Here is an 18576-nt window from a genome sequence, read left to right as displayed (position 1 = left end):
TTCACTCGATTCCCAGTTGCTTGCGCATGCGCGCGGTGATGGATTGGCGGGTCCTGGCCATTTCGGACCAAGGGTCGTCGACCTGTGCAAGACGCTCGTGCAGGTTGCCGATATTCCATTGGTCAGCGCCTTTGAGCTGGCTCAGCTCTTCGCGCCAGATCGGCACCGAAACCGGCAGGCCTTCGCGAGCGCGCAGCGAATAAGCCGCTACGGTGGTGGCGCCCTTGCCGTTGCGCAGGTAGTCGATGAAGATCCGCCCGACCCGATTCTTCGGGCCGGAAACGGCACTGAGGCGATCAGGGAACAGCGCGGCCATGTGCTCGACCAAGGCATGGCTGAAATCCTTTACCTCGTCCCAGCCCGCACGCCGGGTCAGCGGCACGACCAGGTGTATCCCCTTGCCGCCGCTGGTCTTGAGAAACACCTTCAGGCCCAGCTCATCGAGCAGGGTCAGGGTCAGTTGCGTGGCTTCGAGCATGGCTTTCCAGGGCAGCGCGGGGTCTGGGTCGAGGTCGAGCACGAAGCGGTCGGGCTTGTCGAAGTCCTTGTTGGTGGCGTTCCAGGTGTGCAGTTCGAGGGTATTCATCTGCACCGCGCCGAGCAGGCTGTCGGCGCGGTTGAGCACCATGGCCGCCTGGCCGGCCTGGGCCTTGCTGTAGCTGAGCACCTTGGGAATGTGCAGCTGGCCGGCATTCTTCTGGAAGAACAACTCGCCAGCCAGGCCATCCGGTGCCCGGACCAGGGCGACGGGCCGATCCTTGAGCTGAGGCAGCAGCCAGTCGGCGACCTGGGCGTAGTACTCGGCGACCTGGCGCTTGGTTGCACCGATGGTTGCGTCAACCACGCGGTCGGGGTGGGTCAGGCGCAGGCTGCCCGGCGCCTTCGGTTGTGGCTGTGCTGCGCGCTTGGCGGGCATCGCTTTCTCCAGGTCGATGGCGGTGGCGGGCTTGTCGTCGCGCAGGCCATGGAACACCGCGTGGCGCACGATGCCTTCGCGGGTCATCTGGGCATAGGCCACTTCGGCCAGCAGATGAGGCTTGAGCCAGTGCACGCCGCGAGCTTCGGCGCCGGTGAGTGGGCTGGGCAACGGCGCTTTGGCGGTCCGCAGCGGCTTGAGGCGAGCGAGGATGCTGTCCAGGGTGGCGGCGCTGAAGCCGGTGCCGACCTTGCCGACGTAGCGCAACTGGCCGCTATCGTGGTCATGCAGGGCCAGCAGCAGGGCGCCGAAGCCGTGGCGGCTGCCCTTGGGGTCGGTGTAGCCGACGATCACGAATTCCTGGCGCTGCTTGCACTTGAGCTTGACCCAGTCGCTGCTGCGTCGGCCCACGTAGGGGCTGTCGGCGCGTTTGCCGATCAGGCCCTCCAGTTGCAGGCGGCAGGCGCTGTCGAGCAGCGAGTCGACCGGCTCCTCGAAGTCTGCGGAGTACCTGAGCACCGGCGATGCGTTGTCTTCCAGCAGCCGGGCCAAGGTGTCGCGACGCGCCTTTAGCGGTAGTTCGCGCAGGTCCTCTCGCCCCAGCCAGGGCAGGTCGAACAGGTAATAGGTGATGCGTTCGTCGTGCTCGGTGTCGAAGGCATTCTGCAACGCCTGGAAATCGGCGACGCCATTGTCATCGACCACCACCATTTCGCCATCCAGCCACGCGGCGTCGAGCCCGAGCGCCTTTAGCGCCTCGACCTGACGGGGCATCTTCGCACTCCAGTCGTGGCCATTGCGGGTGAACAGGCGTACGTCGTCACCGTCGATGCGCGCGAGGATGCGGTAGCCATCAAACTTGACTTCATAGCGCCAGTCGCCGCTGGGGGGGGAATCGACCAAGGTGGCCAGTTGCGGCTGGAGCTTGTCGGGCAGGGCTTTGGCGCGGGCCTTGTGCTTGCGCGGGCTGGCGGAGGTTGTCTTGGCCGGACGCCTTGGCGGCAGACTGCGCTCGCTGAGGACGCTGTCCGGCAGGGCTTCGACGATGCTGTATTCGGCTTCGCTGCGTGCCCGCCCGTCACCGGACTTGACCAGCATCCATTGCTCCTTCTTGCCGGCCAGCTGGGTGCGGAACAGGTTCCAGACCCCCGACAGTTTCTCGCCCTGCAGGCGAAAGCGCAGCTTGCCCTTGGCATAGGCTTGACGCGGGTCGCCTTTGGGTTCCCAGATGCCCCGGTCCCAGACGATCACATCGCCAGCGCCGTAGTGACCCTCCGGGATGTGCCCTTCGAAGTTGGCGTAGTCCAGCGGGTGATCCTCGACATGCACCGCCAGGCGCCGGACCTTGGGGTCCAGGGAGGGCCCCTTGGGGATTGCCCAGCTTTTCAAGGTGCCGTCGAGTTCCAGGCGCAAGTCGTAGTGCAGGTGGCTGGCGTCGTGTTTCTGGATGCAGTACTGCAGCGCGTGCGCCGAACGTGGCTTGGCGTGTTTGCCTAGCGGTTCGGAGGTGGCGTTGAAGTCGCGCTTGCGATGGTACTCCTGCAGGGGCTTGGCCATGGCGGGCTCCGGGAGGGTTCGCGGGTCTCTAGATTGGGAGGCGGCGATACTGCGCGGAGTTCAATAAAAGCGCGGAGCAGGGCGTAGCAAGAAACTATGAATCATTTCCCTGTGTGGGAGTCGACCGAGTGAAGCCCCCAATCGGAGAACACTCATGCCTACACCTGATGACCCAAGACCGCAGGTCGACATCGATGACACCGAGGACCGCATGGGAAGCGTCCACGAGCTGGATTTCAGTGAGCGCCGCGATGAACGCCAGGGGCGTGTCGGCGACGAGCGTCCGGCGCGTGAGATCGCCGAGGACTATCCGCCCCGACGTGTTGCCGAAAGCGGCATGACCGGTGGCGAGGCCTTGAGCGATAGCCTGCACGAGGACAATGTCACCCTGGACGACCTGAGCCCGGACACGCTGTTCGATGAAACCGGTGCTCGTGATCCGCATGAGCCAGGCAGCGGTAGCAGACCTGCCGACCAGACTCTGCGTCAGGTAGACGCTCACGAGATCGGTGGCGGCATTGGCCTGGACGAGGCTGAGCTGGCTCGCTCGGCACCGTTGGACGGCGAGCCGTGGACCGACGATGTCAGCTCTGAAGATGACAGGCGCGAGCCGTGATAAACGAGCATGCTGTTCCTGCAACAGCCGATCATCCGGCCCTGCGCTTCGCTGCGGATTCCCTCACGCCGGCCTTGCTCCCGGGAGGGCTGTGACTTGCCCGCGAAACAGCGACACTGCCCGATCAGGCCGCCGCCACCTTGCCCGCCGGCGCAGGGTTCTCCTCCCCACGACAGGCCTCGGCCAACGACAGGCTCTTGGTTTCCGGCGCCCAGGCCATCGACACCAGTGCCCCGAACAGCAGGATGCCGGCGAGGATCGCCATGGTCGGATTCAGGCCGATCCCGGCCACGCTCACCGGTAGCAGGAAGGTACTGATCGCCGATCCCAGCCGGCTTGCTGCGGTGGCCAAGCCGATACCGCTGGCGCGCACTTCGGTGGGGAAGCTCTCGGCCGGATACACACCGACCAGGTTGCTCACCGCTGACAGCACCAGGGTGAACAGCCCGAACAGCGCCACCATCGCCCAGGCCATGCTGCTGGGCATCAGCACCATCAGGAACAGCGCCGCCGCCAGGATCAGGAAGCTGTTGATCAGAAAGCCGCGGCGGCTGAATTTGATGGTGCACCAGATCCCCAGCAGTGCGCCGACGATCAGCAGGGCATTGAGCATCATCTCGGTGCCGAAGCCTTCGGCCAGCCCCATCTTCTGCAGGATCGCTGGCAGGAAGGTGTAGATGGCGAAGTAAGGCATGACGATGCAGATGAAGAACAGGCAGTTGAACGCCGTGCGCTTGCGGTATTCACGGCTGAACAGGGCGGCGAAACCGCTGTGGCTGGGCCGGGCGACTTCGTCGTCGAGTACCACGTTGGCGCCCAGGTGCTTGCGTACGATGGCGCGGGCTTCCTCGGCGCGGCCCTGGTGCATCAGCCAGCGTGGCGATTCCGGCGTGCCGATACGGGCGATGAGGATCATTGCTGCCGGAATGGCCGAGGACGCCAGCATCCAGCGCCAGGCATCGTCGCCCAGCGGCAGCAGGGCCGTGCCGACGAAGGTCGCGGCGACATAACCGAAGGTCCAGATCACGCTGAACGAGCCCAGCAGCACGCCACGGTGCTTGCGCGGCGAGAACTCGGCAAGCATGGCGTGGCCGACGCTGAAGTCGCCGCCAAGCCCAATGCCGATCAGTACCCGGCAAAGGAACAGTTGCGTTGCCGTCTCGACGAAGAACTGCATCACCGAGGCGAGGGTAATGAGCACGAAACTGATCAGGAAAATCTTCTGGCGCCCCAGTCGGTCGGAGATCCAGCCGAAGAACAGGCTGCCCAGGAAAAGCCCGAGCAACGCCGAGGCGCCGATCAGCCCCTGCCATAACGGGCTCAACTGCATCTGCGGATTGATCAGGGTGAAGGCGATACCGATCAGGCCGAGGATATAGCCGTCGGTGAAATGCGCGCCGAAGGTCAGGCCGGCGATCTTGATATGAAAACGTCCGATCGGCAGGTCGTCGATCTTGACTGTCTGTCCCGTCATGTTGACACCTCGTTGTTATTGTTTGGGTCAGGGGCGTTGCGGTCCTCGTAGGAGCGGGCTGGCCCGCGAATGCGTCGGTGCCGTCACTATCGCATTCGCGGGCAAGTCGCAGCGGCGAACCGCCGCTCCCACAGGGATTGGGCTGGCCTTTAGATTTTGAGCAAGACAGTTGCTCCTACAAAGGCAGGGTCAGCTGTTCAGTCCACCCATCAGCACGTACTTGATCTCCAGGTAGTCCTCCAGGCCGTACTTGGAGCCTTCACGGCCCATGCCCGACTCCTTGATGCCACCAAAGGGCGCCACCTCGGTGGAGATGATCCCTTCGTTGACCCCGACGATCCCGGCCTCCAGGCCCTCGGCCATGCGCCAGACGCGGCCGATGTCGCGGCTGTAGAAGTACGCCGACAGGCCATAGGGCGTGTCGTTGGCCAGGCGCAGGACCTGGGCCTCGTCCTGGAAGCGCAGGCATGCCGCCACGGGGCCGAAGGTCTCCTCGCTGGCGATCTGCATGTCCGCCGTGGCTTCGGCCAGCACTGTCGGCTCGTAGAAAGTGCCGCCCAACGCATGCCGACGGCCACCACAGAGCAGGCGCGCGCCGTGCTCGAGCGCGTCGCCCACGTGCTGCTCGACCTTGGCCAGCGCCGCAGCGTTGATCAGCGGGCCTTGCTCTGTCTCGCCCTGCAGCGCATCACCGACGCGCAAGGCTTGCACGGCTACGGCAAGCTTGCGGGTGAAGGCTTCGTACACACCGTCCTGGATATAGAAGCGGTTGACACACACGCAGGTCTGCCCGGTATTGCGGAACTTCGAGGCCATGGCCCCGCGCACGGCGGCGTCGAGGTCGGCGTCGTCGAAGACAATGAACGGGGCATTGCCGCCCAGCTCCAGCGAGACCTTTTTCAAGGTGTCGGCGGCTTGGCGCATCAGCAGCTTGCCAGTGCGGGTGGAGCCGGTGAACGACAGCTTGCGCACCACGGTCGAGGCCTGCAGCGCGCCGCCGATGGCCGGGGCGTCGCCGGAAACGATGTTGAACACACCTGCCGGTACGCCGGCCTGCTCGGCCAGCAGCGCCAGGGCGAAGGCTGACAGCGGCGTCTCTTCGGAGGGCTTGAGGATCAGCGTGCAGCCGGCCGCCAGGGCTGGGCCGACCTTGCGGGTGACCATCGCCAGGGGGAAGTTCCATGGCGTGATCGCCGCTACCACGCCGATCGGCTCCTTGGTCACCAGCACCCGCGCGTCGGCCTTGGGCGTGGGAATGATATCGCCGTACACACGCCGGCCTTCCTCGGCGAACCATTCGAGAAAGCTCGCTGCATAGGCCACTTCGCCCTTGGCTTCGGCCAGCGGCTTGCCTTGCTCACGGCTGAGCAGGGCGGCGAGAGCGTCGCGTTGCTCGAGCATCAGTTCGGACCAGCGGCGCAGGATCTGCGCACGTTCCTTGGCCAGCTTGCCGCGCCAGGCGGGCAGGGCACGTTCGGCGGCGGCGATGGCCGCCTGGGTTTCCTCGGCGCCGCCGCGCGGCACCTGGGCCAGGGTTTCGCCCGTGGCCGGGTTGATCACGGGATAGGTGGCGCCGCCACTGAGCCATTGCCCATCGATGTAGTGTCCGGTCTTGAGCAGCGTCCTCATGCCACTGCCTCCTGGATCGCGAAGTCGCCGCGTGGCGGGCGGCCGACACGCAGGATGCGCTTGCCGGCGGTGTAGTCGTTGATCAGGTCGCAGGGCGTGTAGTTGCGCTCCAGTTCGTACAGGTCCTCTTCGTCCAGGCGCATGTCCAGTGCTGCCAGGGCGCTGTCGAACTGCGCCGTGGAGTCCGCGCCGACCAGCATGCTGTCCACGCCAGGGTGCTGCAGGACCCAGGCCTGGGCTACCTGGGCGTTGGACACGCCGTGACGCTGAGCCACGCGCTGCACCGAGCGGGCGATGGCGAACGAGGCTTCGTCGCTGTACATCTGCTGGGTGAAGAAATCGGTCTGGTTGCGGGTCGACTGCACGTCGCCGGTCAGCAGGCCGCGGGCCAGCGGGCTGAACACCGAGACGCCCAGGCCCTGGTCGCGGCAGAACGGAATCATCTCGCGTTCTTCTTCACGGTAGGCGCAGTTGAGCTGCAACTGCATGTTGATCGGTTTGGCCCAGCCATGGCGCTCGCAGGCCAGGAGGATTTTCGCCAGTTGCCCGGTGAGCATGGTCGAGACCCCGATGTAGCGGGCCTTGCCGGCGCGGACGATGTCGTTGAGCGCCTCCATGGTTTCTTCGACGGGGGTGTTCACATCGAAGAAATGCAGCATGTAGACGTCGAAGTAGTCCATGCCGGCGCGCTGCAGCGAGGCGTCGATGCCGTCGAGGATGTGCTTGCGCGAGTGGCCGCTGGCGTTGATGCCGCTGCGGGTGCCGTAACCGACCTTGGTGGTCACCACCACGTCGTCACGACGCACCAGGCGCTTGAGGATACGCCCGACCACTTCCTCGCCGACGCCAGCGGAATAGAAGTCAGCCAGGTCGATGAAGTTCACCCCCTTGTCCAGCGCGTGGCGCACGATCGGCTCGCTGGCCGCTTCGTCGAAGATCCACGGCTTCCACTGCGGTGTGCCCATGTTCATGGTGCCCAGGCACAGCTTGGAGACTTGCAGGCCGGAGTGGCCCAGACGGATGTATTGCATGGTCGGACCTCAGGCTTTCGGGGTGTAGAAGGGGTTGGCGATCTGGTTGACCACATCGTCCAGCTGCGCGCGGGCCGGCAGGCCCTGGAGGGCGGCGCGGATCGCGGTGCGGCAGGCGCTGTAGTTGTTCAGGTAGACGGCATCGAGGTCGTCGCAGGCCGGGTTGACCCAGTTGGCGGTGACGATGGCCCATTCATCCTCGGCTTCGGCCGGCAGGGTGCCGTCGAGCAGGGCTTCGGTGACCGCCTTGGCGATACCGGCCTGGGACGCGCCCCAGGTGGCGTTGGCGTGCAGGTCGCCGCCGATCACCGCCTTGTTGACGTACAGGGTCATGGGTTTGACCGGGATGTTCGGCTGGGCGATGACCATGAACGGGCAGTGGCCCTGGCTGGGAGAGGCCAGGCTGTTGGCGAAGGCCTGGCCGGCCGGGCCGTTGCGTGGCCCCATCATGATGTTGATGTGCGCGGCGTTGACGCCGGGGCCTTCGAAACCTTCGCCGATGTACAGGGCAAGTTGCTTCATGAAAAAACCTCGATCACTCACAGGAGAACGAAGCCTCGGCGGCACCTGCCGCGCGAGGCGCGAAATCAGGTGCTCGTTACGCAACAAGGGCGAAGGGGTATCTGCAATGCAGGCATGGTGCGACGCTCTTTGTTGTTGTTGGGCGAGCCGTGCTGGCGGGGCCAGTCGTGAGGATTTGTATCAGGCGGGGAGCGCGGGGCAGTAGGGAGAAGAAATCAAGGGGGTATGAGGGCAAGTCATAGCGCCGGTTTTACTGGCACGAGGGCAACGGCAAGTGATCGATGCCGAGGTGAATTCAGCTGGCGCTGAGGCTGACGCGGTTGCGGCCGCTGTGCTTGGCCGCATACAGGGCGCGGTCGGCCTTGCTCAAGGCGTCTGTTGGGTCGTCCTCGCCGCCAGGCCAGCAGGCGACACCGAGCGAGATGGTCACGGCACCGACCGGTTCGAAGGGGGTGTCCTGCACCACCCGGCGCAGGCGTTCGGCAACGCTTTGCGCGACCTCCAGGCTGGCACTGGGCAGCAGCATGAGAAACTCCTCGCCACCGGTGCGGCACAGCACATCGCCTTCGCGGCAACAGGTGCGCATCAGCTCGGCCAGCGAGCGCAGCACCTGGTCGCCAACATCGTGACCGTATTGATCGTTGATGCGCTTGAAGTGATCGATATCCAGGACGATGACACAGAAGGTGCGATTATCGGCCTGCAGCAGCGACAGGCTCAGGTCCAGGCGGCGACGGTTGCCAAGGCCGGTGAGCGGGTCGGTCTGCGCATCGCGGTTCAGGCGCCCGATGCGCTCCTGCAACAGGTTCAACCCGAACAGCAGGGCGCGCTTGAGCTCGGCAGCCTCGAAATACCAGGCTCGCACGGCATGGATGCGTTCGTGGGTGTCGGCCTTGTCCAGGCCGCGGGCGCCGGCAGCCAGTTGCCAGAGTGGCCGGGTGATGGTCAGCGCGAGCGACCACAGGGCAAGGCCGCCGAGCAAGGCGAGGGGGACGGAAATGCCGACCACGTTGAGGATCAGCCGTTGCGACGGTTGCACGGTCTTGGTCAGCGGCTGCTGGGCGACGATGGTCCAGCCGCTGACTGGCACCGTGGCGAAACCTGCGACCATCTCGACCCCCAGGCTGTTGGTGAACTGCTGGGTGCCGCTGTCTTTGTTGTGCAGTTGATCGATCATGGGGTTGTCCTTAACCACCGTGCCTACCCGTTCGGCGTCCGGGTGATAGAGCAGGCGGCGGTTGTGATCGACCACGTAGAGATAGGAGCCATCCTGGTAGAAGTGTTCGCCCAGCAGGCTGTTGAGGATGTTGTGTTGGCGCAGGTAGAGGCTGCCGCCGACATACCCGAGGTAGCGGCCGTCCTCGGCGAAGATCGGCTGCGAGGCGACCACCACGAGGTTGTTGGCCTTGGAAATGAACGGCGTCGAGATCAGCGCCCGGCGTTCGCGCAGCGCTTCCAATGCCCCCGGCGTCTCCATGCGCTGTCCGAGCATGGTGCGCAGGGGCGCGGGCGAGACCGCTCGCAGGATACCTTCACTGTCGACGAAGAAGGTGGAGTTGAAGGCATTGCTCTGGGCCAGCAGGCGTTCACTTTCGCGTTGCAGGCGGGCCGTGTCGTCAAGCATCCCTTCGCTGTTCTCGGCACTGAACGCAAGCTGCTTGAGCGCGCCTTCCAGGAACAGTTCGGTGATCGATGCCAGCTTGGCCGCATACACCCAGTTCGATTCCAGCGAGTGATCGATCAGCAGTTGGCGCTGCACCCGGTAGCTGGCGAAATAGCTGGTCAGCAGCATTACCACGGCGGTGAGTGTCGACAACAGGAGGATGAGCGTGCGCAGGTCCAGGCGCAGGCCTTTCTTGGCGTGTGGCAATCTGGAGCTCACTGGCAGGTCGGTTGCAATAACCTTACTCGGAATGTGCGCAGTCAGCTACGGGGCGAAACGATTGGTACAGTTGCCGGCGTCAGCTGCCTGGTGGGCTCAGCGCCGACAGATCGTCTTCTACCTGCTGCATGCGCTCTTCAGCCAATGCCTGCACGTGCTTGTCCTGCGCTGTGGCACGCATCAAACCGGTAAGTTTCTCGCTCAGGCGCTTGCCTTCCTCGCTCTCACCCAGTTGCCGGGCTTTCTGCGGGTCCTGGGTGGCCGCCACGATGGTGTCGAACTCGGCATCGCTGAAGTTCTTCTCGCTGTAGAGCTTGAACAGGTCCTTGCGTTGGTCCTCGACGGTCAGGTGCTTGTGCAGCACCTCCTTGATCTTGTCCTGCGGCACCTGCGGGTGAGTCATCGCCAGCAGTTGGGCCATGCGCTCGATGTTGTGGTCGTAGGCTTCCTGCAGCGGCAGGTTGGCCAGGATCCGCTCCTCGCGGGTGGGTTTCTGATCGCAGGCAGCGAGGGTGGTGAGCAACAGCAAGGGCAGCAGCAGTTTCGGCAGGCGAGGCATGGAGGGTGGCTCTGGAGGTTCGAGGGAATGAGTTTACTGCAAGGCCTGCGGGCACGGCAGTGTAGGAAATGGCCTAGGCAAGCGTCCTGCGGTGTCACGTTGAGGCTCAACACAGCGTTTTTGACGCGGGGCCTGCTGCACTCGGTTAATACGGGGCGGACCTACCAAGGAGACCTCCATGCATATCGACCATCTGATTGGCGACATCGTCCCAAGACTGCCCTTCGCCTCGTCCGAAGACGCCCAGGCATTTTTGTCGAACTTGGCGGCCGAGGATCAGATTGCCCTGATCTCGGCGCTGTACTTCGGCCGCTCGCATCTTCACAGCGATACTGTCAACGAAGACTACCTGCCGTACCTGCTTTCCGGTGACATGAATCGGTTCTGGGAGCAGGGCAATATTTCACCGAGCGACTTTGCCACCATCCTCTATGAAAAGGGTAGTAACCTGGTCAGCTACTACGACGCGTTCATCCGCGCAACTGACGGATCGGGCTACGACCGTTCGAACTACTGAGCCCTGGGTTGCCCGGGATCAGCTTTTCATCGGATTGCGCAAGCGCACCCAGACGATCGCGGGCAACGCCATCAACAACCATTTGAGGTACTGGTTCACGCCAAAGTGTTCGCAGAGCGTGCCGATGGCCGTGCAGAGCACGACCACCACCACGAACTGAATCATCCTGTTCATCTCGGGGGTTTCCGTCGTTGGGAAGGGCGATGGTAAACGATTCGGGCGCTTTCGCTCACAGATACTTGAGCCAACGAATGTCTCGGCGGCGGGCCTTGAATCCGGCGAACTTTCGCACCGGCCAGTACAGGGCCGCCGCCAGCAATGTGGCGACCAACCACAGTGCGCCGACGCTATCGAAACCGAAATACTCGCCCTGGTTGTGCCCGAACAGGCCGACGCTGGCCAGATAGAAGACTTTCAGCGCGTACAGGTGCAGCAGGTAGAAGAACATCGGCGCGCTGCCGAACACGATCAGCACGCCGATCCAGCGTGCCTGGTCGGCGCGTTCGAAGGCGCGCAGCAGCAACAGGCCGACACCCAGGGTCAGCAGCAGGAACAGCAGCGACGGTGGATACTTGGTGATGTTGAGCAGGCTCATCAGGGTCTGGGTCAGGTCAGGGTAGAGCTGCCACTGGGCCTCGCCATAGCCGTTGACCAGGCGCAGAGCCAGGAAACCAAGCAGCGAGCCGGTGCCGGCGAACAGCAACCGGCGTTGGCGCTGTGCGGTATCGCTACCTTGCGCGAACCATGGCCCCAAGGCGTAGCCCAGGGCGATCACACCGATCCAGGGCAGCAGCGGGTAGGAGGTTCGCAACCGCAGGTTCTGTGACACCTCCAGCCAACCGCGGTCATGCAGGATCGCCCAAGGGGCGTGCATCATTGTGCCGGGTGCGAAGTGCAGGCTGTCGAGCAGGTTGTGGCCAGCGATGATGGCCATACCCAGCGCCATCAACAGCGGGCGCGGCAGCCACACCAGCAGCGACAGCACGATCATGCTCAGGCCGATGGCCCAGATCACTTGCAGGTAGATCACGCTGGGCGGCAGTTGGAAGGTCCAGGCGAAGTTGACCAGGGTGAACTCCAGCACCACGAGAAACAGGCCGCGCTTGAGCAGGAACGCCGAGACATCGCCACGGCCCTGGTGTTTTTCGCCGTAGAGCCAGGCGCTCAGCCCGGTCAGCATGACGAACACCGGGGCGCACAGGTGGGCGAGGGCGCGGCTGGCGAACAGGGCGGGCTCGGTGGTGTCGATGGTCATCGGGTCGCTGACCTGACGATGCAGGAAGAAGGTTTCGCGCACGTGGTCCAGCAGCATGAACAGGATGACCAGGCCGCGCAGGGCGTCGATGCTGTGCAGGCGGGGAGAGGGTGGTGTGGATGGCATGGGTCTGGGACAGAGTTGAGTAAGATTTGGAATGTTATCTTATATCTTTGTTGTTGTGGTGATGTTGATGGCCCTATCGCGGGACAGGTCGCAGCGGCGAACCGCCGCTCCCACGGGTGCTCCACCAGTCTTCAGGAGGGTGATTACCTGAGGGAGCGGGCTGGTCCCGCGATAGGGCCGGCGAGGCCTACGGCATCAGAAGCTGTAGTCCACCGTCGCGAAGTACGAGCGCGGCGCGCCCAGCAGCCATTGTTCGCCACTGTGCGCGGCAACCACGTAGTCGCGGTTGAACAGGTTGTTCAACTGCAGGCCAAGGCGTACGTCGGGCAGTACCTGCCAGCCGAGATTGGCATCGACCACGGTGTAGCCAGGGACGCTGTAGGCGTTGGCGGTGTCGGCATAGCGCTGGTCGACGTAGCGCAGGCCAATGCCGGCGTCGACGGTCTGGCCGAAGCCTTTGTTGAGCCAGAGGTTGGCGGTACGGCGCGGGACGTTGACGGGGCGGTTGCCGGCGCGGTCCTGGGCGATGCTGCCGACGATCTCGTCGAAATCATCGTACTTGGCGCGGACCACCGAGGCGTTTGCCGATACCTGCCATTGGTGGCCCAGATCCAGCTCCAGCGCGGCTTCCAGGCCGTCGGAGGTCTGCTGGCCTGCCTGTTGTTTCTCATGGCTGATCGGGTTGTCGACCAACAGCTTCTTCTTGACGATGTGATAGGCGGCCAGGGTCCATTCACCGCGCCCATCCCAGAAGCGCTGCTTGAGCCCCAGCTCGGTCTGCTTCGATTCGGTCAGGTCGTAGTTGATCTGGCTCGGGCTGAGGCTGATGAGGTTGTTCACGCCGTCTTCGCTGGTGGAGTACTGGCCGTACAGCGACAGGTTGTCGGTTACCGCGAACACCAGGCCGGCGCGCCAGTTCCCGCCTTGCAGGCTGCGGTCGACGCGAGTGTCGTTGGTCAGGTTGTCACGGTCAATGTGGTTCTGGTCGCGGCGGATACCGGTCACCAGCGACAGGCGATCGGTCAGTTGGGTGCGGTTCTCGGCGAACAGGGCGAAGGTGTGGGTCGTCGAGAGGGTCTGCGCACGTGTGACGTTCCGACTGTGGAACCAGCCCGGTGCCGGATTCCAGGGATCGACGTAGTCGCCGCCGAGATCGCTGTACGGCGAGTTGCTGTCGACATTGAAGCGGATCTTGTTGTACTCCGCGCCGAGCACGGTCTTGCTGTTCAGCCCGAACAACGAGTGATCGATGGTGAAGCTCTGGCGGTCGCCGATCTGCTCCTGGTTGTGCTTGATCTCCAGGTAGCTCGCGCGCTCCAGCTGCTCGCGGCTCGGATCCCAGGTGTAGTCCTCGGCATTGCGCCAATGCCGGCGGCTCTTGATGTAGTACAGCTGGTTGCTGGCAGTGACGCTGTCGCTGAGGGTCCAGTCGGTGTTGAAGCGGGTCCATTCGTCATGGTAGCGCTGCACGTCGTTCTGGATGTTGTAGTTCTTCTTGCGCAGGCTGTCGCGCAGGTGGCCGTCGATCAGCGGCGTGCCGAAGTAGTTCGATGGCTGTGCGTCGCCACGTTCATGGGCCAACGTGAAGCTAAGGTCGTCGGTGGCATCGAAGCGCAACGCAGCACTCAAGGCCAGGCTGCGAGAGTCGGTGCGGTCGACCCAGCCATTGCCTTCCTGCTTGTTCAGGGTCAGGCGGTAGCTCAGGCGTTCGCTCAGGCTGCCGCCGCTGTCCAGGCCCAGTTGCTGGCGATCCCATGAGCCATAGCCCAGGCGCAGGTGATTGCGGATCTCGCCGTCGAAGGGCTTTTTCGGGATCACGTTGATCACCGCGCCCGTGGCCCCTTCGCCATAAAGTACCGAGGCGGGGCCTCGGATCACGTCGATGCGCTCGACCATCCACGGGTCCACCGGAAAGGTCTGGGTGCCAGCGCCGGTGTACAGGCGCGAACCGTCGAACAAGGTCATCACCGAAGAGTGTCCGCTGAAACCACGGGCGGAGAGCGCAGTGTTGCCGTTGCCCGGGGTGCCGACGGAGGTGATGCCGGGCGAGCGGGTCACTGCATCCTGCACCGTGAGGTTGGCGCGCTGCTGGATCTGCTCGGCGGTGATGCTGGTGGTGCTGGCCGGGGTTTCCAGGGCGCTGAGGTTCAGGCGCGAACCGGCTTGGGTAGGGGTTGCCAGGTCGACGATCTGTTCGTCGCGGGTCTCGGTGATCGCCGTCGAGGGCAGGTCGAGGACCTTGCCTTGCGGCTGCTCGGCCAGCGCCGGCAGGGACACGGCCATGCAGGCGGCCAGGGTGTGAAGCTTGAAGTGTCGGGACATGTCGTTCCAGGGGTTCAGGAATGAATGGATCCCGGTGGAAACAACGCAAAGACGAGCAGACACGCACGCAGGCGCGCACGCGAACACCGGCCTGCGCCCGCCCACCGCGGGTTTGCCAACAGAAGCGTCAGGCCGGTCTCCGGGCTTGCGAGGGTCGTGAAGCCTTCACCTTCCCATGCATGAGCACAGTGGTGTGTCGAAGGATTCGCTCGCTTACCGTTGCGGGGGCAGCGCCGGACTTGTCTGCAAAGACGCACCGGCTTCCCGTTTCACCCTGCGCACGGCGGCGCAGGACACCTGAAACTGGCGCGCATCTGATCATCGAACGCAGAGGGAGTCAATCGTTTGGATGGGCGAAAAAACGTGATGGGTTGCAGGGTTGCGCGTTTTTATTGGATTTTTTTCGAACTTTTCCTACTGACGTTGTCTCGAACCGCTCGTTCGCCCTTTTTTATTCAACGTCATGGAGACTTTTGCGAATGTTCACTGGAAAACTGCTGCGTCACACTTGCGCCCTGGCTCTCCTCGGCGCGCCGCTGGCAGCGATGGCAGCTCCCAGCACCGAGCCCCTGTTCACCTTCGGCCTGCTCGGTTCCTACGACAAGTTCAAGTTCGAAGGCGGCGGCGACTCCGACAAGGAGCACCTGGGCCAAGGCGGTGTGTTCGCCAACTTCGGCAACAAGATGACGGCCGAGTCCGGCTTCATCTACCAGATCGGTGCCGAAGCCAAGTACGGCAAGAAGAACGACAACAAGCTCAAGGAGGCACAAGCCGACCTCGACCTTGGCTGGCGTGCCGCGCTGGATGCGCGCAACTTCGTCGATGTGATCGTCGGTGGTGGCTACAGCTGGACCCGTTTCGAGCCCGAGATCAACGACCTGGATACCAAGCTGACCTACAAGTCGCCGTTCGCCAAGGCGGCGCTGGGTTACAACCACCAGTTCGACGCCTCGACCCTGCGTGTCGAGGTCGGCGCCCGTCATACCATCGATGGCCGTGCACGCCTGAAGGTCGACGACTTTGGCAGCGACAGTGTCGACATGAAGGACCGCACCAACCCGTATGCCGAAGTCACACTGCTGATGAACCAGCAGGGCGGCATGCCGATCCAGGCCGGCGTGTACTACACCCGTACCGAGTACAAGATCGACGAGGACTCGCCGGTTGCCGACAACAACAAGCTCAAGCGTGACGAGTTTGGTGTGAAGGTCGGCCTGGCGTTCTGACGCCTTCTATGGTTGTACGCCGTTTGTAAGGGCAGCCTCGTGCCGCGGTTGCGGCACGAGGCTGCCCCTGCAGGCTCAAGGGCGCCTAGCGGCCCCGGCGCCGCGACACCCGCGCCTCGATGTTCTTGCGTCCGATCAGCAGCGCCGGTTTCTCGGTCACTGGCTCATCGGCCAGCCACTTGTACATCACCAGGCAGTCCACCAGCCCCAGTGCTGCATGACGAAATGCCTTGGGCAGGCGCCCGACGGTCTCGAAACCGAGCTTATGCCACAGCGCCACGGCCACCTCGTTGCTCGCCACTACCGAATTGAACTGCAAGGCCAGAAAACCCTCCTGGCGCGCCAGCTTCTGCGAGTGCTCGCACATCAGCCGTGCCACGCCACGTCCGCGTGAACGGGGTGTGACCATGTATCCGCAATTGCCCACGTGCGCGCCCGGGCCTGCGGCATTGGCCTTGAGGTAGTAGGAACCGAGCAGCTCGCCATCCTCTTCGGCCACCAGGGTGTGCAACGGAAACTCCAGCCACAGCGTGCGCGCCTGCTCCTGCGACATCTGCGGGTCGTATGCGTAGGTCTCGCGCGCCTGGACGATGGCCTGGAAGGTCGGCCAGAAACGTTCGAAGTCTTCCGGGGTCATGGGGCGAATGTGGATCATGTCGGTTCCTGCTCGGGCTGGGCCGGCAAGTCTGGGTGTATGGGCGCCGTCATGCAAGTGCTGCGGCGCCCGAGCGCCTCAACTGCCGGCCTTGCCGACCGCATCCAGCGCCCGTGCCGAATACACCAGGGCAGCGCCCGCGTTCATGGCCACGGCCACGCCCAGGGCTTCTGCGATTTCCTCGCGGGTGGCACCGTGCTTGACCGCCTGCTGCGAGTGCACGGCGATGCAGCCGTCGCAGCGGGTGGTCACTGCCACGGCCAGGGAAATCAGCTCGCGGGTCTTGGCGTCGAGGTGGTTGGTCTTGGCGCCGGCAGCGCTGGCGGTGGCGTAGCCGGCCACGGTGTCGGGGGAAAGCTGCTTGAGATCGCCGATGCCGGCCATCAACTGCTTACGGTAGGCGTCCCAGTCCATCATGCTCATCGTCTTCACCTTGTCAGGTTGGCAACAGGAGCTTTCAGGCTAGTCGAAGATGGGGGGAAGGGCGGGCCTCTTCGCCGAGGGGCTAGGAGGCCGCAGGAAGTGTCAGATGTAGATGAACAGCAGCACCAGTGCTGCCACCACGGCCCACTTCTCGAGGTAGTAGCGGGTGCGGTTGCGTTTCTTCATGGCCTTGCCACGTTCGCGGATCTTGTAGATGCGCGTGAACAGACGGTTGATGCCGCCTGTCTTGTCGTTGGCATCGTTGGGTGCGGCAGCTGCGGCCATGACGTTGCGGCTGAACCAGCGGTTGAAGGCGCTTGCCCAGCGGTATTTCAACGGGCGCTCGACGTCGCAGAACAGGATGATACGGTTGTGCTCGGTGGTATTGGCCGCGTAGTGGATGTAGGTCTCGTCGAAGATCACCGCCTCGCCGTCGCGCCAGGAATACTTCTCGCCGTCCACGTCGATGTAGCAGCCATCGTCGTTCGGCGTGTCCAGGCCCAGGTGGTAACGGTACGAGCCGGCATAGGGGTCACGGTGGCGAACCAGCTTGGCTCCCGGCGGCAGGGTGGCGAACATCGCCGCCTTGACCGTGCCGATGCCTTGCAGCAGTTCGGTGGTGCGTGGGCACAGGGTCATCGCCGAGGGATGGCTCTCGCCGTACCACTTCAGGTAGAAGCGCTTCCAGCCGGTCTTGAAGAAGGAATTGAAACCGACATCATCGTAGTTGTCGGATTTCTTGATCTCGCCAGCGTGCAGCAACTGCTGGGCTTCTTCGCGGATTTCCTGCCAATGGTCCTTGAGCGGCTGCAGTTCGGGGAACGATTCCACGGGCAGGTAGGGCTTTGCCGGGTGCTTGGAAAACAGGTACAGGAAACTGTTGACCGGGGCGAGGAAGCTCGAGTGGTCGCCCAACTGACGAGTCAGCTTGTGGCGAACGCGACCGCGCAGGTGAACATAGGCGATCGAGAGGACGAAGATCAGTACGAGTGCGATTTTCATGGACGGTTACTTGTCGAATAAAAATGGCCATGCGCCATGGCTGTAGCCCGCCAGCATAAACAATCGAGTCGCCAGTTTGTACATAATGTTGTTACATCGCTTTGGACCAAGGTGGAATGGTCGGCAGTCTGCGCAAACGATTCAACCCGGCGGCTTGGTGAATCGACACGTCACCCGGTTCTTTGGCTTATCAAGGAGTTTCCGATGGTTCAGGATGCACGCCCAAGCGGTGCGCCCTTCAAGCGCCTTTTCTTTGCCCTGGATTTGCCCGAGGCTCAGCGCCGGGCCGTTGCCCAGTGGCGCCGTGAGTTGGGGTTGCGGGCCGGCAAGCCGGTACCGGCCGAGAATTTTCATGTGACGTTGCTGTTCCTGGGCGATGTGGATGCCGCCCTGGTGCCGGCGCTGTGCGCTGCGGTAGACGGCATGACGCCCCGTGGGACCGGGGCGCCGATACGCCTGCTGCTCGACCGTCTGCAGGTGTGGCGACGTGCTGGTGCACTGGTGCTCGAACCTGGCGAGACACCCGCCAGCCTGCGCCAGCTGGTCTACGGCCTGGAGCAGCGGGTACTGCCGCTGGGCATCGCCGGGCAGGCCCGTGACTATCGTGCGCACCTGACCTTGTCGCGGGACTTCCAGGGGCCGCCGCCCGAGGCTGGCCAGGCGCCGGAGTTTCTTCTCGATGCCCGCCGGTTCGGTCTTTATGAATCGCGCAAGGGGCGTTACTGGCCGCTGGCAGAGTGGCCCTTGGGCGCCGCCGAGGCATTGTCACAGGCAGCGGCCTCGGGGAGGTCGAGCCAGGGCTGGCCAAAGCGGAACTGAGCGCCGGCATCGTGGCGATGGTCCGTCGCCAGGCCTGAGAGCCGG

General features: G+C 63.8%; 17 protein-coding genes and 1 riboswitch. Of the genes, 4 read left to right on the top strand and 13 right to left on the bottom strand.

Going from position 1 to position 18576, the window contains the following annotated elements; genetic code table 11:
* Nucleotide 1: 1 nt before the first annotated feature.
* Entirely contained in the window at nt 2–2473 is a 2472-nt protein-coding gene (gene ligD / locus AC2CGW_RS09445; RefSeq protein ID WP_484573932.1) for a DNA ligase D, read from the bottom strand.
* Nucleotides 2474–2627: 154 nt separating this feature from the next.
* Here ligD and AC2CGW_RS09440 point away from each other — a divergent pair, with 154 nt between their 5' ends.
* The gene (locus tag AC2CGW_RS09440; protein WP_484573931.1) at nt 2628–3089 is read left to right on the top strand and encodes a phosphotransferase system, HPr-related protein; all 462 of its coding nucleotides are present in this window, start codon (nt 2628–2630) and stop codon (nt 3087–3089) included.
* Between the two features lie 124 nt (nt 3090–3213).
* Here the strand turns inward: AC2CGW_RS09440 and AC2CGW_RS09435 are convergent, their stop codons facing one another.
* From AC2CGW_RS09435 to AC2CGW_RS09410, 6 genes are all read right to left on the bottom strand, one after another.
* Nucleotides 3214–4563: an MFS transporter gene (locus tag AC2CGW_RS09435; RefSeq protein WP_186665192.1), complete on the bottom strand. Its 1350-nt coding sequence runs from the start codon at nt 4561–4563 to the stop codon at nt 3214–3216.
* Nucleotides 4564–4752: 189 nt separating this feature from the next.
* Nucleotides 4753–6192, bottom strand: a complete 1440-nt coding sequence (locus AC2CGW_RS09430) for an NAD-dependent succinate-semialdehyde dehydrogenase (protein WP_484573930.1) — start codon at nt 6190–6192, stop codon at nt 4753–4755.
* Complete coding sequence (locus tag AC2CGW_RS09425) at nt 6189–7223, bottom strand: aldo/keto reductase (protein ID WP_153773847.1); 1035 nt, start codon at nt 7221–7223, stop codon at nt 6189–6191. Before AC2CGW_RS09425 ends, AC2CGW_RS09430 begins: the two co-directional genes overlap by 4 nt.
* 9 nt (nt 7224–7232) lie before the next feature.
* The gene (fae, locus tag AC2CGW_RS09420) at nt 7233–7745 is read right to left on the bottom strand and encodes a formaldehyde-activating enzyme (protein WP_484573929.1); all 513 of its coding nucleotides are present in this window, start codon (nt 7743–7745) and stop codon (nt 7233–7235) included.
* 295 nt (nt 7746–8040) lie between these two features.
* The gene (locus AC2CGW_RS09415; RefSeq protein WP_484574016.1) at nt 8041–9615 is read right to left on the bottom strand and encodes a sensor domain-containing diguanylate cyclase; all 1575 of its coding nucleotides are present in this window, start codon (nt 9613–9615) and stop codon (nt 8041–8043) included.
* Nucleotides 9616–9706: 91 nt separating this feature from the next.
* On the bottom strand, nt 9707–10186 hold the full coding sequence (locus AC2CGW_RS09410; RefSeq protein ID WP_288376805.1) for a hypothetical protein: 480 nt from the start codon (nt 10184–10186) through the stop codon (nt 9707–9709).
* Between the two features lie 178 nt (nt 10187–10364).
* Here AC2CGW_RS09410 and AC2CGW_RS09405 point away from each other — a divergent pair, with 178 nt between their 5' ends.
* On the top strand, nt 10365–10703 hold the full coding sequence (locus AC2CGW_RS09405; protein ID WP_186665182.1) for a hypothetical protein: 339 nt from the start codon (nt 10365–10367) through the stop codon (nt 10701–10703).
* Between the two features lie 18 nt (nt 10704–10721).
* Here the strand turns inward: AC2CGW_RS09405 and AC2CGW_RS09400 are convergent, their stop codons facing one another.
* From AC2CGW_RS09400 to AC2CGW_RS09390, 3 genes are all read right to left on the bottom strand, one after another.
* Complete coding sequence (locus AC2CGW_RS09400) at nt 10722–10877, bottom strand: hypothetical protein (RefSeq protein ID WP_186665180.1); 156 nt, start codon at nt 10875–10877, stop codon at nt 10722–10724.
* 55 nt (nt 10878–10932) lie between these two features.
* On the bottom strand, nt 10933–12084 hold the full coding sequence (locus AC2CGW_RS09395; protein ID WP_484573928.1) for an acetyltransferase domain-containing protein: 1152 nt from the start codon (nt 12082–12084) through the stop codon (nt 10933–10935).
* Between the two features lie 195 nt (nt 12085–12279).
* Complete coding sequence (locus AC2CGW_RS09390) at nt 12280–14406, bottom strand: TonB-dependent receptor (RefSeq protein WP_484573927.1); 2127 nt, start codon at nt 14404–14406, stop codon at nt 12280–12282.
* Between the two features lie 113 nt (nt 14407–14519).
* Nucleotides 14520–14722: riboswitch (cobalamin riboswitch) on the bottom strand.
* 163 nt (nt 14723–14885) lie between these two features.
* Here AC2CGW_RS09390 and AC2CGW_RS09385 point away from each other — a divergent pair.
* A complete protein-coding gene (locus AC2CGW_RS09385) occupies nt 14886–15632 on the top strand; it encodes an outer membrane beta-barrel protein (protein ID WP_125929724.1) in 747 nt (248 codons plus the stop codon).
* 85 nt (nt 15633–15717) lie between these two features.
* Here AC2CGW_RS09385 and AC2CGW_RS09380 read toward each other — a convergent pair whose 3' ends face one another.
* From AC2CGW_RS09380 to lpxO, 3 genes are all read right to left on the bottom strand, one after another.
* Nucleotides 15718–16287, bottom strand: coding sequence for a GNAT family N-acetyltransferase (locus tag AC2CGW_RS09380; RefSeq protein ID WP_125929725.1), 570 nt, complete (start codon nt 16285–16287; stop codon nt 15718–15720).
* Between the two features lie 78 nt (nt 16288–16365).
* Nucleotides 16366–16710 (bottom strand): carboxymuconolactone decarboxylase family protein, encoded by a 345-nt coding sequence (locus AC2CGW_RS09375; RefSeq protein WP_054890878.1) that lies wholly within the window; start codon nt 16708–16710, stop codon nt 16366–16368.
* Nucleotides 16711–16812: 102 nt separating this feature from the next.
* Nucleotides 16813–17712 carry a lipid A hydroxylase LpxO gene (gene lpxO / locus AC2CGW_RS09370; RefSeq protein WP_054890877.1) on the bottom strand — a complete coding sequence of 300 codons (900 nt, stop codon included), beginning with the start codon at nt 17710–17712 and terminating at the stop codon, nt 16813–16815.
* A 204-nt stretch (nt 17713–17916) separates the two neighbouring features.
* Here lpxO and thpR point away from each other — a divergent pair, with 204 nt between their 5' ends.
* Complete coding sequence (gene thpR, locus AC2CGW_RS09365; protein ID WP_186665173.1) at nt 17917–18531, top strand: RNA 2',3'-cyclic phosphodiesterase; 615 nt, start codon at nt 17917–17919, stop codon at nt 18529–18531.
* The last annotated feature ends 45 nt before the right edge of the window (nt 18532–18576 follow it).

The sequence above is a fragment of the Pseudomonas sp. SYWMCR5 genome, assembly GCF_057197165.1.
Note: the sequence above shows the minus strand (reverse complement) of the source record. Positions and strands in the feature narration are given on the sequence as shown.

Coding starts and splice junctions, on each gene's coding strand:
- ligD (WP_484573932.1), bottom strand. CDS start 2,473: ATGGCCAAGCCCCTGCAGGAGTACCATCGCAAGCGCGACTTCAACGCC.
- AC2CGW_RS09440 (WP_484573931.1), top strand. CDS start 2,628: ATGCCTACACCTGATGACCCAAGACCGCAGGTCGACATCGATGACACC.
- AC2CGW_RS09435 (WP_186665192.1), bottom strand. CDS start 4,563: ATGACGGGACAGACAGTCAAGATCGACGACCTGCCGATCGGACGTTTT.
- AC2CGW_RS09430 (WP_484573930.1), bottom strand. CDS start 6,192: ATGAGGACGCTGCTCAAGACCGGACACTACATCGATGGGCAATGGCTC.
- AC2CGW_RS09425 (WP_153773847.1), bottom strand. CDS start 7,223: ATGCAATACATCCGTCTGGGCCACTCCGGCCTGCAAGTCTCCAAGCTG.
- fae (WP_484573929.1), bottom strand. CDS start 7,745: ATGAAGCAACTTGCCCTGTACATCGGCGAAGGTTTCGAAGGCCCCGGC.
- AC2CGW_RS09410 (WP_288376805.1), bottom strand. CDS start 10,186: ATGCCTCGCCTGCCGAAACTGCTGCTGCCCTTGCTGTTGCTCACCACC.
- AC2CGW_RS09405 (WP_186665182.1), top strand. CDS start 10,365: ATGCATATCGACCATCTGATTGGCGACATCGTCCCAAGACTGCCCTTC.
- AC2CGW_RS09400 (WP_186665180.1), bottom strand. CDS start 10,877: ATGAACAGGATGATTCAGTTCGTGGTGGTGGTCGTGCTCTGCACGGCC.
- AC2CGW_RS09395 (WP_484573928.1), bottom strand. CDS start 12,084: ATGCCATCCACACCACCCTCTCCCCGCCTGCACAGCATCGACGCCCTG.
- AC2CGW_RS09390 (WP_484573927.1), bottom strand. CDS start 14,406: ATGTCCCGACACTTCAAGCTTCACACCCTGGCCGCCTGCATGGCCGTG.
- AC2CGW_RS09385 (WP_125929724.1), top strand. CDS start 14,886: ATGTTCACTGGAAAACTGCTGCGTCACACTTGCGCCCTGGCTCTCCTC.
- AC2CGW_RS09380 (WP_125929725.1), bottom strand. CDS start 16,287: ATGATCCACATTCGCCCCATGACCCCGGAAGACTTCGAACGTTTCTGG.
- AC2CGW_RS09375 (WP_054890878.1), bottom strand. CDS start 16,710: ATGAGCATGATGGACTGGGACGCCTACCGTAAGCAGTTGATGGCCGGC.
- lpxO (WP_054890877.1), bottom strand. CDS start 17,712: ATGAAAATCGCACTCGTACTGATCTTCGTCCTCTCGATCGCCTATGTT.
- thpR (WP_186665173.1), top strand. CDS start 17,917: ATGGTTCAGGATGCACGCCCAAGCGGTGCGCCCTTCAAGCGCCTTTTC.